Source organism: Rhizobacter sp. Root1221 (genome assembly GCF_001425785.1).
Taxonomy (GTDB): domain Bacteria; phylum Pseudomonadota; class Gammaproteobacteria; order Burkholderiales; family Burkholderiaceae_C; genus Rhizobacter.
In genome coordinates this window covers 247557-267751 of the sequence record NZ_LMDI01000012.1, presented here as the reverse complement: position 1 = coordinate 267751, position 20195 = coordinate 247557, and the positions used below count along the sequence as shown (strand labels likewise).

Genomic DNA, 20195 nt, shown 5'->3' with positions numbered 1-20195 from the left:
GTCTGGTTTCAACCAAAAATCGCAGTGGGGAGTCCGGGCACTTCCACGCGCAATGACAGCACGCCGCCCGCCCAGGGCTGCGCGGCCAGCTCGGCCTCCGGGCGCTTCTCGCGCGTGGTGGTGAGGTACAGGGTGCGGAGGTCGGGGCCACCAAAACAGGGCATCGTGGGGCATTGGACCGGCACACGCACGTCGCGCAGCACTTCGCCCGTGGGGGCGATGCGCAACACACACTGACCCTCGAACATGGCCACCCAGTAGCAGCCCTCGGCGTCGACCGCCGCCCCATCGGGACGACCGCCGTAGGTGGCGAGGTCCTGTCCCGGCTGCTTGAGAGGGAACGGCGCGAACACGCGGCGGTTCGACACCGAGCCGTCACCCGGCTCGACGTCGAACGCGAACACCGTGTGCGACGTGGTGTCGGACCAGTACATCGTGCGGCCGTTCGGGCTGAAGCCCAAACCGTTCGACACGGTGATGCCGTCCGCCACCTGCACGAGGCCGCGCTCGCGGTCGTATCGGTAGAGGGCCGACAGCGGCTGGCGCGCATCGCTCAGCGTGCCTACCCAGAAGCGCCCCTGGGCGTCGCACTTGCCGTCGTTGAAGCGGAACGCGGCCGGATCGTAGGGTGGCGGCGCCAGCGGCTCACGCTGGCCGGTGCGGCGGTCGAACCGCCACAGGCCATCGCGCTGCGCCAGCAGCAACGCCCCATCGGCCATGGGTGCAAGGCTCGCCACGTGGTTGTCGAACTGCCAGTGGCGCAGTTCACCGGTGGCCGGGTCGAACCGGCGCACCTGATGTTCGGCGATGTCGCAGTAATACAGACACTGCTCCACCGGGTGCCACATGGGTGACTCGCCCAGCACCGCGGGTGCGGCCACGGCCAGCACCCAGGGGGCGTCGTGCTCGGGGAGCGGCGTGCTCACAGTGCGGTGACGGCCAGCGTCATCGAAGCTTCGAACGTTTCACCCGGCTGCACCGTGCGCAGGCCGTTGGCGGCCGGGTCGGCCATCTGGATGGCGTTGCTCACGTGGCTGACCGGCTCGACGCAGTAGTAGTCCTTGTCCTGCGGTGTGTAGACCACGAGGTACGGGAGCGTGGACGTGAGTTGCAGCGAGAACTTCTCGTCGCCGATGCGGGCCGCGCCCTGCCAACCGTCGAAACAGTTGTCGAAATCGAGTTGCGCCACGTCGGCGTGGATGCCGGCCTGGGCTTCGCGGCGGACGGGGAGGTGCGTTGCGTCCGAGTCCCAGCGGTGGGTGAGTTCGATGTCCAGGTGGCTGCGCCCGCGTTTCGGGAAGTACGGGTGCCAGCCCAGGCCGGCCGGTTGCGCCTGCGTGTCGGTGTTCGTGAACACGAAGCGCGCGGTGAATGCCTGCGGGGTCAGGCTGAAGTACTGCACCACCTCGAAGGCGAACGGCCAGTGCTCGTCGGGCGTGTGGCGGTAACGCAGGGCCGCCTCCGTCGGGCTCGACGAGACGACCTCCCACCCCCGCAGCCAGGCGACGCCGTGTACCGAGTGGGGGTAGTCGCCGAAGTTCGCGGCGGTGGTGTAGTGCTTGCCGAGCCAGCTGAACTGGCAGTTGCCGACGCGGTTCGAGTACGGCACGAGCGGGTAGCTGGCGGAGGCACGCGGCAGCGTGAGCTGCGCCGGTTCGGTGGAGCGGAGCACCGGCGTGTCGCCGTGCCACAGCCCGGCGATGGAGCCGCCGAGGTCGGGGCGCAGCGCGAGCCGCAGCGCGCCGGCACGAAGTTCAAGGCTGTGGGGGGAGGATGCGGTCATGGCCTGTGTTGGGCTGGAGAGGAAGGAAGTGGGCGAGGTCGGGACGGGTCAGTCCAGATCGGCCTTCAGGTAGTGCGCGCCCGGGATGGGGTTGAAATAGTAAGGCGGGATGTCGTGGAAGCCCAGGGTGGCGTAAAGGCCGCGCGCCGCTTCCATGTCATCGAGGGTGTCGAGCAGCATCGTCGAGTAGCCGGCGCGCCGGGCTTCGTCGAGCAGCGCCTGGGCCATCACCCGGCCGAGGCCGAAGCGGCGGAACGCGGGGCGCACGTACAGGCGCTTCATCTCGCAGGCGTTCGGGTAGTCGGCGTCGGGCAGCGGGGCGAACGCGCCGCAACCAGCGATGGCACCGTCCACCAGCGCCAGCAGCAACTGCCCCGACGGTGCCGCGTAGCGCCCGGGGAGCGTGGCGAGCTCGTGTTCGAAGTCCTGGAACGAGAGGTCGATGCCGAGGCTGTCGGCATATTCGTGGAAGATGCCGCGCGCGACGTCGAACCACTCGACGTTGTCGGCGGCAATCAGGTGGATGTCGGGAGCGTCCATTCCGGCAGGGTAGAGGCAGGCGGCCCAGTTTATCGGGTCACCCGGGTCCCACGGCATTCCACAGCGCCGCGACGGGTCGGGATATCCCGACATGCTGTTCGGCTAACATTCGCGGCTGCCATCATCCGGCGCACCGCGACACCGCCCAGCCCCCCGCCGGGATGGCCGCGGGCCCTTCACGAGCCTGTTCCGCATGACCTTGTTGTCTCCTCGATCCCTGATGATCCAAGCCGGCGTGCTGGCCGCGTTCCTGATGCCCCTCCCGATCGCAGCGCAGGCTGCCGGCGAAACGACCTCCGGCGGTTTCGGGGCGCCGGGCTACGGCACCGACACGCAGCAGCAGCAGCGAAGCACGGGCGGCAACTCACGCAGCGACAACGGCTCGACCATGGGACGCGACGGCATCCTGACGCTGCGCAACGACCCGGCGTCCGCCGGCGCAAACGCGGCACAGCAGCCGCAGAGCCGCTCGGGGGTCACCACGCCGGGCCGCCGCAGCGACCTGCCGCCGCCGCGCCCGAGCGAGTTCCAGAAGTTCGTCGAAGCCGCGACGGGCCGCCAGCTCCAGAACTTCGGCGCCCGGTTCTTCAACGACGCCGCCGATTCCTTCTCGCCCATCGACAACGTGCCCGTGTCGGCCGACTACACCGTCGGGCCGGGCGACCAGCTGCTGATCCGTGCCTGGGGCAGCATCGACGTCGACTACCGCGCCACCGTCGACCGCGCCGGCCAGATCAGCCTGCCGAAGGTGGGCACCTTCACGGTCGCCGGCACCCGCGCGTCGAACCTCGAAAGCCACCTGCGTGCGCAGATCGGCCGCCTGTTCACCAACTTCAACCTGAACGTGACGCTTGGCCAGCTGCGTGGCGTGAAGGTGTTTGTCGTGGGCCCGGCCCGCGTGCCGGGCGTCTACACGCTGGCCAGCCAGTCGAGCCTGCTGTCCGCGGTGGTGGCGGCCGGCGGCCCCAGCCCCAACGGCTCGATGCGCAAGGTGGCGCTGCGCCGCGACGGCAAGACCGTGGCCGAGATCGACATCTACGACTTCCTCGTCCAGGGCGACAAGTCGAAGGACGTGCAGCTCACCGCCGGCGACGTGGTGGTGTTCCAGCCCGCCGGCCCGCGCGTGGCCGTGACCGGTGCGATCGACAGCCCGGCCATCTATGAGCTGCGGTCCCCGCAGGAACCCGTCGCCGACGTGCTGCGATACGCGGGCGATTCGCCGGTGCTCGTGAACCCGAACCGGGTGCAGGTCGAACGCATCGACCCGTCGCGCCCGGGCGCCGCCCGCTTCGTCGAGCAGTTCAAGCTCGACCCCGACGGCCTGAAGAAGCCGCTGCAGGACGGCGACGTGCTGACGCTGCTGGCCATCTCGCCGGAGTTCGCCAACGCCGTGACGCTGAAGGGCAGCGTGGCCCAGCCGCTGCGCTACGCGCACCGCCCGGGCATGCGCATCCGCGACCTGATCCCCGACCGCGACGCGCTCATCTCACCCGACTTCTACCGCCGCAAGAACCTGCTGGTGCAGGTGATGGAGGACGATCGGGAAGAGCGCATGGCGCGGCAGCTGCGCCGTACCACCGCCACCGCCACCGATGGCACGGACACCGCCGACAGCCGCCGCACGGGCACCACCCGCACCGGCGGCACGTCGTCGCGCCGCACGTCCGACGCCATCGGCGACCGCGACCTGGAACGCCAGCGCGCACGCGAGCGGGACGAGGAACGCGAGCGCAGCACCACCAGCAACGACCGTGACGACGACCTCGCCGCTGACCGTGAACGCGACGACCGCAACCGTTCGAGCGTGAGTACCCGGCAGCGCGCCGCAGCACCGCTGTTCGACGAGCTGAACTGGGACTACGCGGTGATCGAACGCCTGAACAGGACGGACCTGACCACACAGGTGATCCCGTTCAACCTCGGCAAGGCCGTGCTGCAGGGTGACGACGCCAACAACCTGGAACTGCTCGCCGGTGACGTGGTGACGGTGTTCAGCCAGAAGGACGTGCGGGTACCGGTGTCGCGCCAGACCCGCATGGTGTCGGTGCTCGGCGAGGTGGGTGCCCCCGGCACCTACCAGCTGCTGCCGGGCGAGACGCTGCCGCAGCTGATTGCCCGTGCCGGCGGCCTCACGCCGCAGGCGTATGTGTACGGCCTCGAGTTCAGCCGCGAGGAAACCCGCCAGCGCCAGCGCGAGAACCTGACCGCGGCCATCGTGCGCCTGGAAGCCCTCTCGTCGGTGCAGGCGGCGCGCGATGCCGCGAACCGCACCGGTGAAGGGGCCGCCGTCCAGGCCCTGAGCACCGCTGCGACGCAGGCCCAGATCGGCCGGCTGAGCCGCATGGAGCCCAACGGCCGCATCGCGCTCGAATTGCAGCCGGCGTCGTCGCTCGGCGATCTGCCCGACGTGCCGCTCGAACACCAGGACCAGATCATCGTGCCCACGAAGCCGGCGTTCGTCACGGTGGCCGGTGCGGTGGTCAACAACAACGCGTTCCTGTGGAAGCCGGGCAAGACCGTGGGCGACTACATCAATTCGGCTGGCCTCGATGACGCGGCCGAAGAGTCGAACATGTTCGTGCTGCGGGCCGATGGCACCGTGATGCACGCCAATGATTCGCGTGGCTTCTTCGGCGGCAACAACCTGAAATCGGCTGCGCTGAGCCCGGGCGACGCGGTGGTGGTGCCCAACAAGCTGGACTACGAAACCTGGGGCCGCGCACTGGTGCGCAACCTGAAGGACTGGTCGCAGATCTTCTCGCAGTTCGGCCTCGGTGCGGCCGCCATCATCACGCTGCGGAACAACTGACCGACATGAACACCTCCGTTCAAACCGCGGGCGAGGCCCCGGACGATTTCGACGACGGCCCGCAGGTGGGCCTGGTCGACCTGCTGACGTGGGTCGGGGAGCGCAAGCGGTTCATTGGCGGGGTGACCGCCGCGGCGGCCGCCGTGTCGGTTGCGGCCGCGCTGGCGATGCCTAACGTCTTCACCGCACGCACCACGCTGCTGCCCCCCAGCAACCAGCAGCAAAGCGGGTCGGCCGCCGCACTTGCGGCACTGGGGTCCCTAGGTTCGTTGGCCGGCGGCCTGTCCGCCAAGACACCCGACGAGCTTTACCTGAGCCTGCTGCGCAGCGATACCGTGCAGCGCAGCCTCGACAAGCGATTCGACCTGAAGGCCCGCTACAACGCCAAGACCTACGAGGCACTGCGCGGCGCGTTGCCCAAGTTCATCCGCGTCGCGGCCGAGAAGAAGTCGGGAGTCATCACCGTCGAGGTCGACGACGAAGACCCGAAATTCGCCGCCGAACTGGCCAACGCCCACGCCAGCGAGATCACCGGCCTGCTGGGCCGCCTGGCCGTCACCGAGGCGCAGCAGCGGCGCGTGTTCTTCGAGCAGCAGCTCAAGGAATCGAAGGAGAACCTGATCAAGTCCGAAGTGGCCCTGCGCGAGGTGCAGGAGAAGTCGGGCATGGTGGTGCTCGACAAGCAGGCCGGTGCCATCATCGAGGCGGTGGCCGCGCTCAAGACCCGCATCGCCGAACGCGAGATCCGGCTGAAGGTGATGCGCACCGCCACCACGGCGGAGAACCCCGACGTGCGCCTGCTGATGTCCGAGATCGCGGCGCTCCGCTCGGAACTGCAGCGCATGGAATCGAACGGCACCACGGTCTCGACGTCCAAGGAAGGTGGCATCGACATTCCGATCGGACGACTGCCGTCCGCCGGGCTGGAGTACGTGCGCGCGTACCGCGAGATGAAGTTCCAGGAAACGCTGCTGGCCAGCATGCTGCGCCAGTTCGAGGTAGCCAAGCTCGACGAGGCCAAGGACGCGCCCGCGCTGCAGCAGGTCGACGTGGCACTGCCGCCCGACCGCAAGTCGAAGCCCGGCCGCGCGGTGATCGTGCTGGCCAGCACGTTCGCCGCGCTGCTGCTGTCATCGCTGTGGGTGATCTGGCGCCGCTACGGCCAGCTCGCTCGCGAGCACGACCCGGAACGCGCGAAGGCCCTGGACGGACTGCGCAGCGCATGGCGGCTGCGCCGCTGAGTCCCTAGAGCATCACGTCGCCGCGCACACAGTCGACGGTGGGGCCACCCACCCAGACCGTGTCGCCATCACGCTCCAGCATGATGCGGCCCGCACGGCCGATGCAGGCGCCCTGCGCGGCCCGGTAGGCCGCCGGCGCCACGCCGCGGCCCATCAACCACTGCGCCACGCTGGCGTTGAGACTGCCGGTCACCGGGTCTTCCAGCACACCGGCCGACGGCGCGAACCCGCGCACCTCGAACTGGGCCACCGATCCCGGCGGGTGCGCCCCCACCAAGCCCACGTCGGCCAACGGCGCCAGCGCCGACCCGTCCGGCTTCACGGCCAGCACACGCTCGGCGCTGTCGAGCTGCAGCACGAGCCACGGCAGGCCGTTGTCGAGCCACTGCGCCGCCACGACGTGGTCCGCCAACACCCCCAGCGCCGCCATCACGCGGGCCAGCAGGTCAGGCTCGACCGCCGACGGGGTCATCGGTGGCGCCGCAAACGCGGCTTCGTTGCCTTGCGCACGGATGCGCACGAGCCCCACCCCGCATTCCTGCACCACCTCACCCGCCGAGCGCGGCTGGCCGCCGGCCTGGCGCCAGGCGTGGCAGCTGCCGAGCGTGGGGTGGCCGGCAAACCGCAGCTCGCGGCCCGGCGTGAAGATGCGGACGCGGTAGTCGGCCGCGGGATCGGTGGGGCGCAGCAGGAAGGTGGTCTCCGACAGGTTCGTCCAGTGGGCGAAGGCCTGCATCTGCGCGGTGTCCAGGTCATCGGCATCGTGCACGACCGCGAGGGCGTTGCCCTTGAGCGGGGTGTCGGTGAACACGTCGACCTGCGAAAAGGGGTAACGCCTCATGGCCGGGTCCTCAGCGTATCGGCCAGCAACCGCACGCCGCGGTCGATCTGGTCGGGGGTGGATGTCACGAACGAGAGCCGCATCGTCGCAGGATTGCCCGCCCCCGCAAAGAACGCGTTGCCCGGCACGAAGGCCACGCCGCGCTCCACCGCGTGGGGCAACAGCGCCGCGGCATCGGTACCCGCCGGCAACTCGACCCAGAAAAACATGCCGCCGCGCGGCGTTTCCCAGCGGCAGCCGTCGGGCAGGTGGCGGCGCAAGGCTTCGGCCATCGCATCCCGCTGGGTCTTGTACAGCGCGCGCACGGCAGGCAGGTGGCGGCTCAGCAGGTCGGTGCGCAGGATGTCCAGCACGATGCGCTGGTTGAAGCCGGGCGTGTGCAGGTCGGCCGCCTGTTTCGCCTGCAGCAGCTTCTGCCCGAGCACCGGGGGGGCCACCACGTAGCCCAGCCGCAGGCCCGGCGCGAGCACCTTCGAGAACGAACCGAGGTACACCACCCCTTCCGGCCAAAGGGCCGCGAGCGGGGCGGGCGGGGGTTCGTCGTACCAGAGTTCGCCGTACGGGTTGTCTTCCACGATCGGCAGGCCGATGGCCTGCGCCGCCGCGACGAGGGCCTCCCGGCGCGGGGCGCTGATGCAGCGGCCGCTCGGGTTCTGGAAGTTCGGCAGCGCGTACAGCAGCCGGGCCCCACGCGCCGAGGCCAGCCCATCGGGAAGGGGCCCGTCGCCGTCGCACGGCACCGTGGTCCATTCCGGCTCGAACACGCCGAACGCCTGCAGCGCCCCCAGGTAGGTGGGCTCCTCGACGGCGACCCGGCTGCCGGCATCCACCAGCACCTTGCCGAGCAGGTCGAGCCCTTGCTGGGATCCGGTGGTGATGAGCACTTGCGAGGCATCGACCCGCATGCCGGTGTCGCGCAGGTGGGCGGCCACCCATTCGCGAAGTTCCGGCAGCCCTTCGCTGGCCGCGTACTGCAACGCGGCATGGGGGGTGTCCCGCAACACGCGGGCACTTGCCTCGCGCACCGCCTCGACCGGGAAGGCATCGGTCGACGGCAAGCCGCCGGCGAGCGAAACGATGCCGGGGCGTTCGGTGACCTTGAGGATCTCGCGGATGCTCGACGGGTTCATCAACGCGGTGCGGCGGGCCAGGTGCCAGGTCATGGGAGGGTCCTCGAAGGGTAAAAGCCCAGTCTACGCATGAGACCGATACAGCAACAGTACACTTGAGCGATACGCCGCGCACACTGTACTGGTTGCCAGACCGACACATGAACACCCCGCTGCTTTCCCGCCAGGCCCACACCACCCTCACCGAGCAACTGGCTGGCCGGTTCGCCGAACGCATCCGCCAGCGGTTGATCGCCCCGGGATCGCGGTTGCCGTCGGTGCGTGAATGCGCGCGCCGCCACGGGGTGAGTCCCCACACCGTGGTGGCTGCGTACGACCAACTGCTCGCCCAGGGCCTCGTGGAGGCCCGGCGGCAGCGCGGCTTTTTCGTTCGCGACCTCCACCCCGCCACACAGGCATCCGCCGCAGCGGAACCGGCACCCCGGGCCCGCCCCACCGCCCCCGTCAGCGCCACCGCGTTGGTGCGCGGCATGTTCCAGCCCCCTGGCGCCCAGCCGATGCCGGGCCTGGGCACCCTGCCAGTGGAGTGGCTCGACCTGCCGATGCTGGCCACCGCGTTGCGGCGCGTGACCAGCGGCGCGCAACTGGAAGCCCTGTCGCTGCGCTACGGGGAACCCGCAGGCGACTCGCGCCTGCGCCAGGCGCTGTCGGCCCGGCTCGCCGAAATCGGCGTGTCGGCGCAGCCCTCGCAGATCGTCACCACGTCGGGCGCGATCCACGCCCTCGACATCGTGACCCGCACACTGCTGCGACCGGGCGACACGGTGCTGGTCGACGAACCTGGCTGGTCGGTGGAATACGCACGCCTCACGGCACTGGGCATGAGGCTGCTGCCGGTGCCACGTGGCGACGACGGCCCCGACCTCGCGGCGATGGCACGCCTCATCGAGGCCCAGAAGCCGGCCGACCGGCCGCGGTTGTACGTGACCGTGTCCGTGTTGCACAACCCCACGGGGGCCTCGCTGTCGCTCGGGCACGCGCACCGGCTGCTCCAGCTGGCACAGGCCCACGACCTGCACATCGTCGAGGATGACACCTACGGCCACCTCGCGCCGGCCCACCTGCCGCGCCTGTCGGCACTCGACGGCCTCGGGCGCACGGTGTACGTGTCGGGATTCTCGAAGGTGCTGGCACCCAACTGGCGCGTGGGGTACCTGGCGGCCTCACCCGCGCTCGTGGAGCGGGTGATCGATACCAAGCTCTTGACCAGCCTCACCACACCCGCCTTGCTGGAGCAAGCAATCGCTCACTGCCTGGAGCATGGCCTGCTGCGCCGGCACATCGAGCGGGTGATCCAACGCCTGGACGCCGCGCGGGCGCGCACGGTGCGCGTGGCAGAAGCCGCAGGGTTCCGCTTTGCCGCACCGCCCCGCGGCCTGTTCGGCTGGGTGGACGTGGGGATGGACACCGAGCGCCTGTCGCACGCGATGCTGGACGACGGATGGTTCCTGGCCCCGGGTTCATTGTTCTTTGCCACGCCACGGCCCACGCCGTTGATGCGCATCAACTTCGCCACGACCCAGGAGCCACGGTTCTGGCAGGCCGTCGAACGGGCCCGGCGAGGCACCTGACCCGATGGAACGGCGTCTTCCCACGGTTGAGTGATTTCCCATCGGCGCCTGTGTGGCATACAGTCACGCCTGAAGCGATTCCCCTGCATGTTTGAACCCACCATTCCCTTTGGCGAACCCGAGTTGATCCGGGTCAGTGCCTTCGAACGTTACCTGCACGAACCCGGGGGCCCACGGGCACGCGGCATCGTGCGTGAAACGTCCACGCGCGCCGCCGCGCTGAGCCCGTCGCTGCTGGCCGACCTCAGCCGGTTCGAACACGCCGGTCATGCGTCGGAGGCCCTGGAGGTGCTCGCTGCCTGCGTGCGCCATTCGCAGCAGGTGGTGATCCACCTGCAGATGGGCGACATGGTCGTGCCACTCACGGTGTTCGCGGTGGAACGCCTCGTGCATTGCCCCATCAGCCTCGACGCGCTGCTGAAGCAGCGCCCCACCGAACTGCGGGTGCTGCACGTGGAGCCCGCCGTGTTGCGGCCGCCGGGCGACGACGAAAAGGCCCTGATCGGCGAAGACCAGCACTACCACCCGCTGCGCCCGGTGCTGTGGGAATTTGCGCTGCGCGGGTCCCGCGCCACGCTGCTGCCCGAAATCGCGGGGCCCGTGGCCTACCGCGTGGCCCCGGGGCTCGAACTGGGCGACCTGCGGGTCACCGGCGCGCTGATGGCCGCCATCCAGCGCCTGCAGGGCGACAGCGTGTCCATGCGCGAGTTGACCGACTGGCCCGGCTTCGACATCGAACGCGCGGCGCGCCTGCTCAACGCGCTGTACCTGCAGTCGGGCCTGATCATCAGCCGCACGCACCGCGCGGCCAGCGATTCCTGGTTCGGCGTGCTCAGCCGCTGACGGCCCCGAAGGGCCGCCGCTGCGTCAGCGTGACCCGAGCGCTTCCCAGCGCTCCATGGCCGCCAGCAGTTCGTCGTCGAGGGCCGCGCAACGCGCCTGCACCTCGGCCAGGCGCTTCGCATCCGTGTAGATCTCCACACCCGACAACAGATCGGCCAGCTGCTTCTGTTCGGTCTCGAGGGCCTCGATGCGCGCCGGGAGGCCGTCGAGTTCGCGCTGCTCCTTGTAGCTGAGCTTCGCCTTCTTCACGGGTGCTGCCGCAGGGGTTGCGGCAGCAGCAGCCGGGGGCGTGGGTGCCGGGGCGGCGCGGGCGGCCTTGTCGCGCAGGCTGCGTGCGCGATCGCGTTGCAGCTTCCAGTCCTCATATCCGCCTTCGTATTCGCGCCACAACCCTTCGCCGTCCTCACCCTCCCACGCGATGGTGCTGGTGACGACGTTGTCGAGGAATCGGCGGTCGTGGCTCACGAGGAACACGGTGCCGGGGTAGCTCTGCAGCAGCTCCTCGAGCAGTTCGAGCGTGTCGATGTCGAGGTCGTTGGTGGGCTCGTCGAGCACCAGCACGTTGGCGGGCAGCGCGAACAGGCGGGCGAGCAGCAGGCGGTTGCGTTCACCACCCGACAAGGTGCGCACCGGCGAGTTGGCCCGCTCCGGCGAAAAGAGGAAGTCGTTCAGGTAGCTCATGACGTGCTTGCGCGCGCCATTGAATTCCACCCACTCGCTGCCGGGGCTGATGGTGTCGGCCAGCGTGGCATCGAGTTTCAACGTGCTGCGCATCTGGTCGAAGTAGGCCACCTCGAGTTTCGTGCCCTGGCGGATGGCTCCGCTGTCGGGCTGCAGTTCGCCGAGGATGAGCTTGAGCAGCGTGGTCTTGCCGGCGCCGTTCGGGCCGATGAGGCCCACCTTGTCGCCACGCAGGATGGTGGCGTTGAAGCCCTTGACGATCACCTTGTCGTCGAAGCGCTTGGCCACGTCGCGCAGTTCCGCCACGATCTTGCCGCTGGACGCACCCGCGTCGACCTCGAGCCGCACTTGCCCGAGCGAGTCGCGGCGGGACTGGCGGCTGGCACGCAACACCTCGAGGCGCGCGATGCGGGCCACGCTGCGCGTGCGGCGCGCCTCTACCCCCCTGCGAATCCACACCTCCTCCTGCGCCAGCAGCTTGTCGGCGCGGGCGTTCGCGAGCGCTTCGGACGCGAGCTGCTCTTCCTTCAGGCGCTCATAGGCCGTGAAGTTGCCCGGGTAGCTGCGGATGATGCCGCGGTCGAGTTCGAGGATGCGGGTGGCCACGCCGTCGAGGAATGCGCGGTCGTGGGTGATCAGCATCACGCTGCCCTTGAATGCGCGCAGCAGGTCTTCGAGCCACGCGATGGAGTCGAGGTCCAGGTGGTTGGTGGGTTCGTCGAGCAGCAGCACGTCGGGCACGGCCACGAGCGCCTGCGCAAGGGCCACGCGTTTTTTCATGCCGCCCGACAACTCACCCACGGTGCGGGCGCCGTCGAGGTGCAGTTGCGCGAGCGTGGTGTCCACGCGCTGCTCCCACGTCCACGCGTCGAGCGCCTCGATGCGGGTCTGCAGCGCGTCCAGGTCCACCCCTTCGGCGTGTTCTTCGTACTGTTGGCGCACCGACTTCGCCTCGGCCACGCCGATGCTCACCACGTCGAACACGGAGGCGGTCAGGTCGAAGACCGGTTCCTGCGGCACATAGCAGATGCGCAGGCCCTGGGTGATCTGGAGCAGGCCGTCGTCAGGCTTTTCCAGGCCGGCGATGATCTTCAGCAGCGAAGACTTGCCGGCCCCGTTGCGGCCGATCAGGCCCAGCCGCTCGCCCGCCTCGAGGGAAAACGCGGCGTTGTCGAGCAGGGCCACGTGGCCGAAGGCCAGGTGGGCATTGGAGAGCGAGAGGACGGCCATGGGGAAACAATGCGCAAAGCGTGATTATGGCCCCCCAGTCGCTTCGCTCCTGCCCCCGGGGGGCGCCCGCGGTCGCCCGGGGGACCCGGGCTCGGCGGTAGCTTGATCTGCGGCGTCGCTTCGCTAGCCTTCCTGGCGTTCGCGTTTCGGGGCGTTGCTCGCTTCGCCTCGCTCGCCCTGCCGCGGTCCCTGCCTGGCGCGGGTCCCGTCAGCCGGCCAGCGCGGCCTCGAGCGCGTCGATGAACATCGCGGCCACGTCGAAACCGGCCTGTTGCGTGATTTCCTGGAAACAGGTGGGGCTGGTGACGTTGATCTCGGTGAGGCTGTCACCGATGATGTCCAGGCCCACGAGCAGCAGGCCACGGGCCGCAAGGATGGGGCCCAGGTATTCGGCGATCTCGCGGTCTCGCGTGTTGAGCGGCTGCGCCACGCCCTTGCCACCCGCCGCGAGGTTGCCGCGGATTTCGCTGCCCTGGGGAATGCGTGCCAGCACGTGCGGCACCGGCTTGCCACCGATCACCAGCACCCGCTTGTCGCCGCGCACGATCTCGGGCAGGTAACGCTGCACCATCACCGTCTGTGCGCCACCGCGGTTCAGCGTTTCGCTGATGCTGCCGAGGTTCAGGCCATCGGGGCCCACGCGGAAGATGCCCATGCCCCCCATGCCGTCGAGGGGCTTGAGGATGATGTCCTGGTGTTCGGCGTGGAAGCGGCGGATGTCCGCATCCGAGCGGGTCACGAGCGTGGGGCCGATGAACTGCGGGAACTCGAGGATCGCGAGTTTTTCAGGGTGATCGCGCAACGCCGACGGCTTGTTGAAGACCCGTGCGCCGTCACGTTCTGCCTGCTCGAGCAGGTGGGTGGCGTAGAAGAACTCGCTGTCGAACGGCGGGTCCTTGCGCATCAGCACCGCGTCCACGTCGGCCAGCGCCGTGACGGTGCCCGCGGACACCACGGTGTACCAATCGTCGAGGCTACCGGTGAGCGCGATTTCGCGCAGCGGTGCACTGACCCGCCCGCCGCGCTGCCAATGCAGGTCACGCGGTTCGCACACGAGCAGCGTGTGCCCTCGGCGCGCGGCCTCGCGCATCATCGCGAAGGTCGAGTCCTTGTACGGCTTGAACGTGTCGAGCGGGTCGGCGACAAAGAGCAGTTTCATGGCGAGGGGCAACGATCGGGCAAGGCCGACACTGTTGCACAAAACGGGCGCCACCGCTGCATCACGGCCTTCACCTCGCCCGTCAGATCTCGATCTTGGAGCCGAGCTCGACGACCCGGTTGGTCGGCAAACTGAGGAAGTCAGCCGCACCGCTGGCGTTGTGGTGCATGCTCGCGAACATCTTCTCGCGCCACATCACCATGCCTTCGCCCAGCGACGGGATCACGATGTCACGCGACAGGAAGTACGAGGTTTCCATCTCGTCGAGGCGCACGCCGCGGCCGCGCAGCAGGTTCAGCGCCTCGGGCACATCGGGGTCGTTCTTGAAACCAAAGTGCAGCGTGACCTGCCAGCAGTCGTGCCCCAGGGACGTCATCTCCACACGCCTGTCGAAGCCGATCCACGGCACTTCGTGGTGCATGACGGTGACGAACACGTTGGTCTCATGCAGCACCTTGTTGTGCTTGAGGTTGTGCAGCAACGCGTTGGGCGTGAGGCCCTGTTCGCTGACCAGGAACACGGCCGTGCCGGTGACCCGGGCCGGCGGGCTCAGGAACACCGCATCGAGGAAACTCACGAGGTCGATGGCGTCGTCGCGCAGCCGGTCGCGCATCAGTTGGCGGCCGTCCTTCCACGTCATCATCAGCGTGAACATCACGCCGCCGATCATCAGCGGGAACCAGCCACCGTCGAACACCTTGACGATGTTCGCGGCAAAGAACACCGCATCCACCACGAAGAAGAAGCCGGTGGCCGCCACGCACACGAACCACGGGTACTTCCAGCCGTAGCGGATGACGAAGAACGTCATCGTGGTGGTGATCAGCATGTCCACGGTCACGGCGATGCCGTAGGCGCCGGCCAGCTTGCCGCTGGACCCGAACAGCGCCACCGCGAAGACGATGCAGACGTACAGCCCCCAGTTGACGACGGGCACGTAGACCTGGCCCGCTTCCTTCACCGAAGTGTGCAGGATGTGCATGCGCGGCAGGTACCCGAGCTGGATGGCCTGTTTCGTGATGGAAAACGCCGCCGTGATGAGGGCCTGCGACGCGATGACCGTGGCGCAGGTGGCCAGTGCGATCAGCGGGTACAGCGCCCATTGCGGTGCCATTTCGTAGAACGGGTTGTTGACGTTCTCGGGGTGGGCGAGCAGCAGGGCGCCCTGGCCGAAGTAGTTCAGCACGAGCGCCGGCATGGCCAGCGAGAACCACGCGATGCGGATGGGGCGCTTGCCGAAGTGCCCCATGTCGGCATACAGCGCCTCGGCGCCAGTGACACACAGCACCAGCGCACCGAGTGCCACGAACGACGTGGCCGGGTGCGCAAACAGGAACTTGATCGCGTACACGGGATTCAGCGCCCACAGCACGGCCGGGTTCGTCAAGATGTGCTGCACGCCCAGCAGCGCCAGCACCGCGAACCACACCACCATCACCGGCCCGAAGAACTTGCCCACGCTGGCCGTGCCGTGGCGCTGCACGATGAACAGCACCGTCAGCACCAGCAACGTGATGGGCACGATCCAGCGGTGCAGCCCGGGCGCGGCCACCTCGAGGCCCTCGACGGCGGACAGCACCGAGATGGCCGGGGTGATGACACCGTCGCCGAAGAAGATGGCCGTGCCGAACACGCCAACCAGCAGAAGCCGGTTGCGCAGTGCCGGGCGTTCGGCCACCGCGGTGGAGGCCAGTGCCAGCATCGCGATGAGGCCACCTTCGCCGTTGTTGTCGGCACGCAGGATCAGGGCCACGTACTTCAGCCCCACGATGACCGTGAGGGTCCAGAACACCAGCGAGAGCACGCCAAAGATGCTTTCCTCGCTGAGCGCCACGCGCCCGTGGGCAAAAACTTCCTTCAGCGCGTAGAGGGGGCTCGTTCCGATGTCGCCGTACACGACACCGATGGCGCCCAGCGTGAGGACCGCAAGGCTGGAAGTGGGACGGGGCTGGGTCACGGTAGTCCGCAACGCTTGGGGCGGCGCGGGCTCGGGAAACTAGGGGTCGCCATTTTGCACCTGCGGGACAAGATCAATGTTGCAATGCAACAACTGCATCTTGCCCGAGCGGGCACTATTCGTAAACCTCGGCATCCGGATCGGTGGCTTCCAGCTCGTAGCTGGCCGCCAACATGGCCAGCCGGGCAATCACCCCGTACATGTAGAACCGGTTGGGCGCACTGGCGCCGGGTTTCACGCCCGGCTTCGGAAGCTGGTTGGACTCGGCAAACGCCAGTGGCGCGAACACCGCCCCCGGCGAGTTCAGGTTTTCGTCCACGCCCCGTTCGGCGTTCACCCGGTAGAACCCGCCCACCACGTAGCGGTCGATCATGTAGACCACAGGCTCGGCCACGGCGTCATTGACACGTTCGTATGTGGGCACTCCTTCCTGCAGGATCACCTCGCTGACCTCCTGCCCGTCCTTGATGACGCTCATTTTGTTGCGCGTCTTGCGGGTCAGGTCGGCGAGGTCCTTCGGGTCGCGCACGGTCATGATGCCCATGCCGTAGGTGCCAGCGTCCGCCTTCACGATCAGGAACGGCTTCTCCTGGATCCCGTATTCCTTGTGCTTGCGGCGGATCTTCGCGAGCAGCGCCTCGGCCTGCGTGGCCAGTTCGTCCTGGCCGGTGCCGGCGGTGAAGTTGATCTCGCCGCAGCGGGCGAACATGGGGTTGATGAGCCACGGGTCCATGCCCAGCAGCTTCGCGAACTTCTTCGCCACCTCCTCGTAGGCCTGGAAGTGGTTGGTCTTGCGGCGCACCGCCCAGCCGGCGTGCAGTGGCGGCAGCAGGTACTGCTCGTGCAGGCCCTCGAGCACCTTCGGCAACCCGGCCGACAGGTCGTTGTTGAGCAGGATGGTGCAGGGGTCGAAGTCCTTCAGGCCGAGGCGGCCGCGCGTGCGCACCAGGGGTTCGACCGTGAGCGACGTACCGTCGGGCAGGTCGATCGGCGTGGGGGCCGTGATGGTGTCGTCAAGGGTGCCCAGGCGCACGTTGAGGCCGGCCTGGTGGAAGATCTGTTTCAGGCGGGCCACGTTGGCCAGGTAGAAGCTGTTCCGGGTGTGTTTCTCGGGGATCAGCAGCAGGTTCTTGGCCTCTGGGCAGATCTTTTCGATGGCAGCCATGGCCGCCTGCACCGCCAGTGGCAGCATCTCGGCGGTGAGGTTGTTGAAGCCTCCGGGGAAGAGGTTGGTGTCGACCGGCGCGAGCTTGTACCCGGCGTTGCGCACGTCCACCGACGTGTAGAACGGAGGCGTGTGTTCCATCCATTCGAGGCGGAACCAGCGTTCGATGGCAGGCAGCGATTCGAGGATGCGCTGCTCGAGTTCATTGATCGGGCCGTTGAGGGCGGTGATGAGGTGAGGAACCATGGGGAGCCCGAAAGAATCGCGTCGATGCGGAGATTCTAGGCATGTGGGGGCGACGGCGGCAGCTGCAAGCCGCCCCCCACCGATGGGCCGCCCATGAAAGAGGCCACCTTTCGGTGGCCTCTTTTGTCGAACGGAGCGCCGGGCGGTCGAGCCCGGCGCAGGGGCAAGGGCTTACTTGTGGTAAGCCGTCTCGCCGTGGGCCGAGATGTCCAGGCCTTCGCGTTCTTCTTCTTCCGTGACCCGCAGGCCGATGACCAGGTCCACGACCTTGAAGGCGATGAACGAGACCACACCGGACCAGACGACGGTCAGCAGCACGGCCTTCAGCTGGATCCAGACCTGGGCGCCGATGCTGTTGGACACCACCGAAGCGGTGACCCAGTCGCCGACGAGGCCGGGGCCGCCGAGGGCCTGGTTGTTGAACACACCGGTCAGCAGCGCGCCGACGATGCCGCCGACACCGTGGACACCGAAGACGTCCAGCGAGTCATCGGCACCCAGCAGGCGCTTCAGGCCGTTCACACCCCACAGGCAGGCGAAACCGGCGATGAAACCGATCACGAGGCCACCCATCAGGCCGACGTTGCCGGCGGCCGGCGTGATGGCAACGAGGCCGGCAACGGCACCCGACGCAGCGCCGAGCATCGAGGCCTTGCCCTTGAGCAGCGCTTCGCCGATGCACCAGGCCAGCACGGCGGCGGCGGTGGCACCCAGGGTGTTCATGAACGCGAGGACGGCGCTGTTGCCGGCTTCGAGTGCCGAACCGGCGTTGAAGCCGAACCAGCCCACCCACAGCAGCGAGGCACCGACCATCGTCAGCGTCAGCGAGTGCGGGGTGAAGGCTTCCTTGCCGTAGCCGACACGCTTGCCGATCACGAAAGCGCCCACCAGGCCAGCGACGGCCGCGTTGATGTGCACCACGGTGCCGCCCGCGAAGTCGAGCGCGCCCATCTGCCACAGGAAACCGGCCTTGCCATTCATCTCTTCCACCACGGAGGCGGCCGAGTAGGCGTCCGGACCCATCCAGAACCACACCATGTGGGCGATCGGGGCGTAGCTGAACGTGAACCACAGCACCATGAACAGCAGCACGGCCGAGAACTTGATGCGCTCGGCGAAGGCGCCGACGATCAGGCAGCAGGTGATGCCGGCGAACGTGGCCTGGAAGGCAACGAACAGCATTTCAGGGATGTAGACACCCTTGCTGAACGTGGCGCCCATGGCAAACGTACCGTCTGCGGCGTTGAACAGGCCCTTCATGAACAACCGGTCGAGGCCACCGATGAACGCGTTGCCTTCGGAGAACGCGAGGCTGTAGCCGTAGACCATCCACAGCACCACGATGAGCGAGAACGTCACCAGGATCTGCATCAGCACCGACAGCATGTTCTTGCTGCGCACGAGGCCGCCGTAGAACAGCGCGAGGCCGGGGATGGTCATCAGGATGACGAGCAGCGTGGATACGGCGACCCAGGCCACGTCGCCCTTGTTGGCCACCGGCGCGGCAGCGGCCGGTGCGGCAGATGCCGCGTCGGCCGGCGCAGCAGCGGCGGGAGCTGCGGCAGGCGCGGCCGTGGCGGCCACGGAAGCAGCGGCTTCCGGCGCGGAGGCGGCGGCGTCTTGTGCGGAGACACCCCCTGCAAAGCCCAGGACCGACAGGCCCAGGACGAGTGAAGCGATCAATTTTTTCATGGTTGTCTTTCTCGGACCGTCAGAGTGCGTCCTTGCCGGTTTCACCGGTTCGGATGCGGACCACTTGCTCCAGCGGCGACACGAAGATCTTGCCGTCGCCGATCTTGCCGGTGCGCGCGGCACCTTCGATGGCCTCGATGACGCGGTCGATCAGAGCGTCGTCCACGGCGGCCTCGATCTTCACCTTGGGCAGGAAATCCACCACGTACTCTGCACCGCGGTACAGCTCCGTGTGGCCCTTCTGGCGCCCGAACCCTTTCACTTCGGTCACGGTGATGCCTTGCACACCAATGGTGCTGAGGGCTTCACGGACCTCGTCAAGCTTGAACGGCTTGACGATGGCAGTCACCATCTTCATGGGATTCTCCTAGTTTGTTTCCCGCTTGCTTGCATCCGGCCAGGCCGGCCCCTCACATCGCCTTCGTGATGGACACGATCAGGCGACCCTTGTTCACGTCGCCCCAGGCATCCTTCTTGTTGCCGCCGGCGTAGGCCGCTGCGGCCGAGAAGCCCGAGCCGATGTCGTAGGTGGCACCGACCTTGTAGTCGACGTAGTTGGCGAGGGTGCCGCCGGCCGCCGCCACCGCATCGTGTGCGTCGTCGGAGAAGCGGGTGGCGCCCAGGTGGGCGTTGAGCGTGACGCCCTTGACCAGCTCATAGTTGGCCGACAGGTCGGCGTAGAGCGTGCCGCGGGCTTCTTCGATGCCGAAGTAGCGCTTCGACACGGTGTACGACAGCTTGGCCGTCACGATGCTCCACGACACGGCGCCATAGAGTTCGGTGGTGTTGAAGACGGCGCCTTGCGGGTACTGGTAACGCAGGGCGCCGACGTCGAAACCGAAGTCGGGGGTGATCTGGCCCTTGTAGCCGCCGTAGAAGTCCATCTCGAGGTCGGTGCCGCTGACGAAGCCGATGCTCGAGTTCCAGTTGCCGACGTAGAAACCGTTCTTCGAATAGTCAAATCCGCCCTGGAGAGCCGGTGCAACCGTCTTGTCCGAATTGCTTTGGTCCTGGCCACGGTACTTGTACTTCGTGGTCAGCGTCAGGTTCGACGTGACGGCGGGAGCTTCTTCTGCGTGGACAGCGCCCACGACCGAGGCCAGCACCGACAGACAAACAAGCGATTTCTTCATTGAGGGGGACTCCGTTGAACAGTTGGGTAATTCTTCCGAAACCCGTTCTGCAGCTTCTGTGCCATGCCCATTCACACGGGAGCATGCCCCATGATCGACCCTTTTGCCCCCTCGTCGAGCACGACAGGCACCTTTACGGTGCTTGACATTTTCCATTGGCCTCGAGATGCACGC

The 20195-nt window shown here is 67.9% G+C and carries 16 protein-coding genes; 4 read left to right on the top strand and 12 right to left on the bottom strand.

The genetic code is table 11. The features are described from left to right. Positions 1-8 precede the first annotated feature (8 nt). Genes ASC87_RS11070 through ASC87_RS11060 form a run of 3 tightly spaced genes read right to left on the bottom strand, consistent with a single transcriptional unit; the run spans position 9 to position 2323 of the window. Complete coding sequence (locus tag ASC87_RS11070; RefSeq protein WP_235582137.1) at positions 9-926, bottom strand: SMP-30/gluconolactonase/LRE family protein; 918 nt, start codon at positions 924-926, stop codon at positions 9-11. Then, positions 923-1783, bottom strand: a complete 861-nt coding sequence (locus ASC87_RS11065; protein WP_056660930.1) for an aldose 1-epimerase — start codon at positions 1781-1783, stop codon at positions 923-925. The genes ASC87_RS11070 and ASC87_RS11065 overlap by 4 nt, the downstream gene beginning before the upstream one ends. A gap of 48 nt (positions 1784-1831) precedes the next feature. Continuing rightward, complete coding sequence (locus ASC87_RS11060; protein ID WP_056660927.1) at positions 1832-2323, bottom strand: GNAT family N-acetyltransferase; 492 nt, start codon at positions 2321-2323, stop codon at positions 1832-1834. A gap of 220 nt (positions 2324-2543) precedes the next feature. Between ASC87_RS11060 and ASC87_RS11055 the strand changes: the two genes are divergently transcribed. Both ASC87_RS11055 and ASC87_RS11050 read left to right on the top strand, forming a co-directional pair. Further along, entirely contained in the window at positions 2544-5132 is a 2589-nt protein-coding gene (locus ASC87_RS11055; RefSeq protein WP_056660924.1) for an SLBB domain-containing protein, read from the top strand. Between the two features lie 5 nt (positions 5133-5137). Next, positions 5138-6373 carry a Wzz/FepE/Etk N-terminal domain-containing protein gene (locus tag ASC87_RS11050; RefSeq protein ID WP_056660922.1) on the top strand — a complete coding sequence of 412 codons (1236 nt, stop codon included), beginning with the start codon at positions 5138-5140 and terminating at the stop codon, positions 6371-6373. A gap of 4 nt (positions 6374-6377) precedes the next feature. Here the strand turns inward: ASC87_RS11050 and ASC87_RS11045 are convergent, their stop codons facing one another. Beyond that, a complete protein-coding gene (locus ASC87_RS11045) occupies positions 6378-7214 on the bottom strand; it encodes a PhzF family phenazine biosynthesis protein (protein ID WP_056660919.1) in 837 nt (278 codons plus the stop codon). Continuing rightward, entirely contained in the window at positions 7211-8377 is a 1167-nt protein-coding gene (locus tag ASC87_RS11040; protein ID WP_056660917.1) for a PLP-dependent aminotransferase family protein, read from the bottom strand. The genes ASC87_RS11045 and ASC87_RS11040 overlap by 4 nt, the downstream gene beginning before the upstream one ends. Before the next feature lie 107 nt (positions 8378-8484). On the opposite strand from ASC87_RS11040, the gene ASC87_RS11035 reads away from it, so the two are divergent. Together ASC87_RS11035 and ASC87_RS11030 are read left to right on the top strand one after the other, a co-directional pair. Next, the gene (locus tag ASC87_RS11035) at positions 8485-9915 is read left to right on the top strand and encodes a PLP-dependent aminotransferase family protein (RefSeq protein WP_235582136.1); all 1431 of its coding nucleotides are present in this window, start codon (positions 8485-8487) and stop codon (positions 9913-9915) included. 87 nt (positions 9916-10002) lie between these two features. Continuing rightward, a complete protein-coding gene (locus ASC87_RS11030) occupies positions 10003-10758 on the top strand; it encodes a hypothetical protein (RefSeq protein ID WP_056660914.1) in 756 nt (251 codons plus the stop codon). 24 nt (positions 10759-10782) lie between these two features. Here ASC87_RS11030 and ASC87_RS11025 read toward each other — a convergent pair whose 3' ends face one another. The 7 genes from ASC87_RS11025 to ASC87_RS10995 form a co-directional block, all read right to left on the bottom strand. Then, positions 10783-12669: an ATP-binding cassette domain-containing protein gene (locus ASC87_RS11025; protein ID WP_056660911.1), complete on the bottom strand. Its 1887-nt coding sequence runs from the start codon at positions 12667-12669 to the stop codon at positions 10783-10785. Positions 12670-12877: 208 nt separating this feature from the next. Beyond that, complete coding sequence (gene gshB, locus ASC87_RS11020) at positions 12878-13828, bottom strand: glutathione synthase (protein ID WP_056660908.1); 951 nt, start codon at positions 13826-13828, stop codon at positions 12878-12880. Between the two features lie 82 nt (positions 13829-13910). Continuing rightward, positions 13911-15785, bottom strand: a complete 1875-nt coding sequence (locus tag ASC87_RS11015; RefSeq protein WP_056660905.1) for a potassium transporter Kup — start codon at positions 15783-15785, stop codon at positions 13911-13913. Positions 15786-15900: 115 nt separating this feature from the next. Next, positions 15901-17196 carry a glutamate--cysteine ligase gene (gene gshA / locus ASC87_RS11010; protein WP_056660902.1) on the bottom strand — a complete coding sequence of 432 codons (1296 nt, stop codon included), beginning with the start codon at positions 17194-17196 and terminating at the stop codon, positions 15901-15903. A gap of 171 nt (positions 17197-17367) precedes the next feature. Further along, positions 17368-18888 (bottom strand): ammonium transporter, encoded by a 1521-nt coding sequence (locus tag ASC87_RS11005; protein ID WP_082568543.1) that lies wholly within the window; start codon positions 18886-18888, stop codon positions 17368-17370. A gap of 19 nt (positions 18889-18907) precedes the next feature. Then, positions 18908-19246, bottom strand: coding sequence for a P-II family nitrogen regulator (locus tag ASC87_RS11000; protein WP_056660899.1), 339 nt, complete (start codon positions 19244-19246; stop codon positions 18908-18910). 52 nt (positions 19247-19298) lie between these two features. Then, complete coding sequence (locus ASC87_RS10995) at positions 19299-20021, bottom strand: TorF family putative porin (RefSeq protein ID WP_082568542.1); 723 nt, start codon at positions 20019-20021, stop codon at positions 19299-19301. Positions 20022-20195 lie beyond the last annotated feature (174 nt).

Bases quoted from the DNA above. Each gene is read 5' to 3' on its own strand.
- ASC87_RS11065 (WP_056660930.1), bottom strand. From the start codon at position 1,783: ATGACCGCATCCTCCCCCCACAGCCTTGAACTTCGTGCCGGCGCGCTG.
- ASC87_RS11060 (WP_056660927.1), bottom strand. From the start codon at position 2,323: ATGGACGCTCCCGACATCCACCTGATTGCCGCCGACAACGTCGAGTGG.
- ASC87_RS11055 (WP_056660924.1), top strand. From the start codon at position 2,544: ATGATCCAAGCCGGCGTGCTGGCCGCGTTCCTGATGCCCCTCCCGATC.
- ASC87_RS11050 (WP_056660922.1), top strand. From the start codon at position 5,138: ATGAACACCTCCGTTCAAACCGCGGGCGAGGCCCCGGACGATTTCGAC.
- ASC87_RS11045 (WP_056660919.1), bottom strand. From the start codon at position 7,214: ATGAGGCGTTACCCCTTTTCGCAGGTCGACGTGTTCACCGACACCCCG.
- ASC87_RS11040 (WP_056660917.1), bottom strand. From the start codon at position 8,377: ATGACCTGGCACCTGGCCCGCCGCACCGCGTTGATGAACCCGTCGAGC.
- ASC87_RS11035 (WP_235582136.1), top strand. From the start codon at position 8,485: ATGAACACCCCGCTGCTTTCCCGCCAGGCCCACACCACCCTCACCGAG.
- ASC87_RS11030 (WP_056660914.1), top strand. From the start codon at position 10,003: ATGTTTGAACCCACCATTCCCTTTGGCGAACCCGAGTTGATCCGGGTC.
- ASC87_RS11025 (WP_056660911.1), bottom strand. From the start codon at position 12,669: ATGGCCGTCCTCTCGCTCTCCAATGCCCACCTGGCCTTCGGCCACGTG.
- gshB (WP_056660908.1), bottom strand. From the start codon at position 13,828: ATGAAACTGCTCTTTGTCGCCGACCCGCTCGACACGTTCAAGCCGTAC.
- gshA (WP_056660902.1), bottom strand. From the start codon at position 17,196: ATGGTTCCTCACCTCATCACCGCCCTCAACGGCCCGATCAATGAACTC.
- ASC87_RS11005 (WP_082568543.1), bottom strand. From the start codon at position 18,888: ATGAAAAAATTGATCGCTTCACTCGTCCTGGGCCTGTCGGTCCTGGGC.
- ASC87_RS11000 (WP_056660899.1), bottom strand. From the start codon at position 19,246: ATGAAGATGGTGACTGCCATCGTCAAGCCGTTCAAGCTTGACGAGGTC.
- ASC87_RS10995 (WP_082568542.1), bottom strand. From the start codon at position 20,021: ATGAAGAAATCGCTTGTTTGTCTGTCGGTGCTGGCCTCGGTCGTGGGC.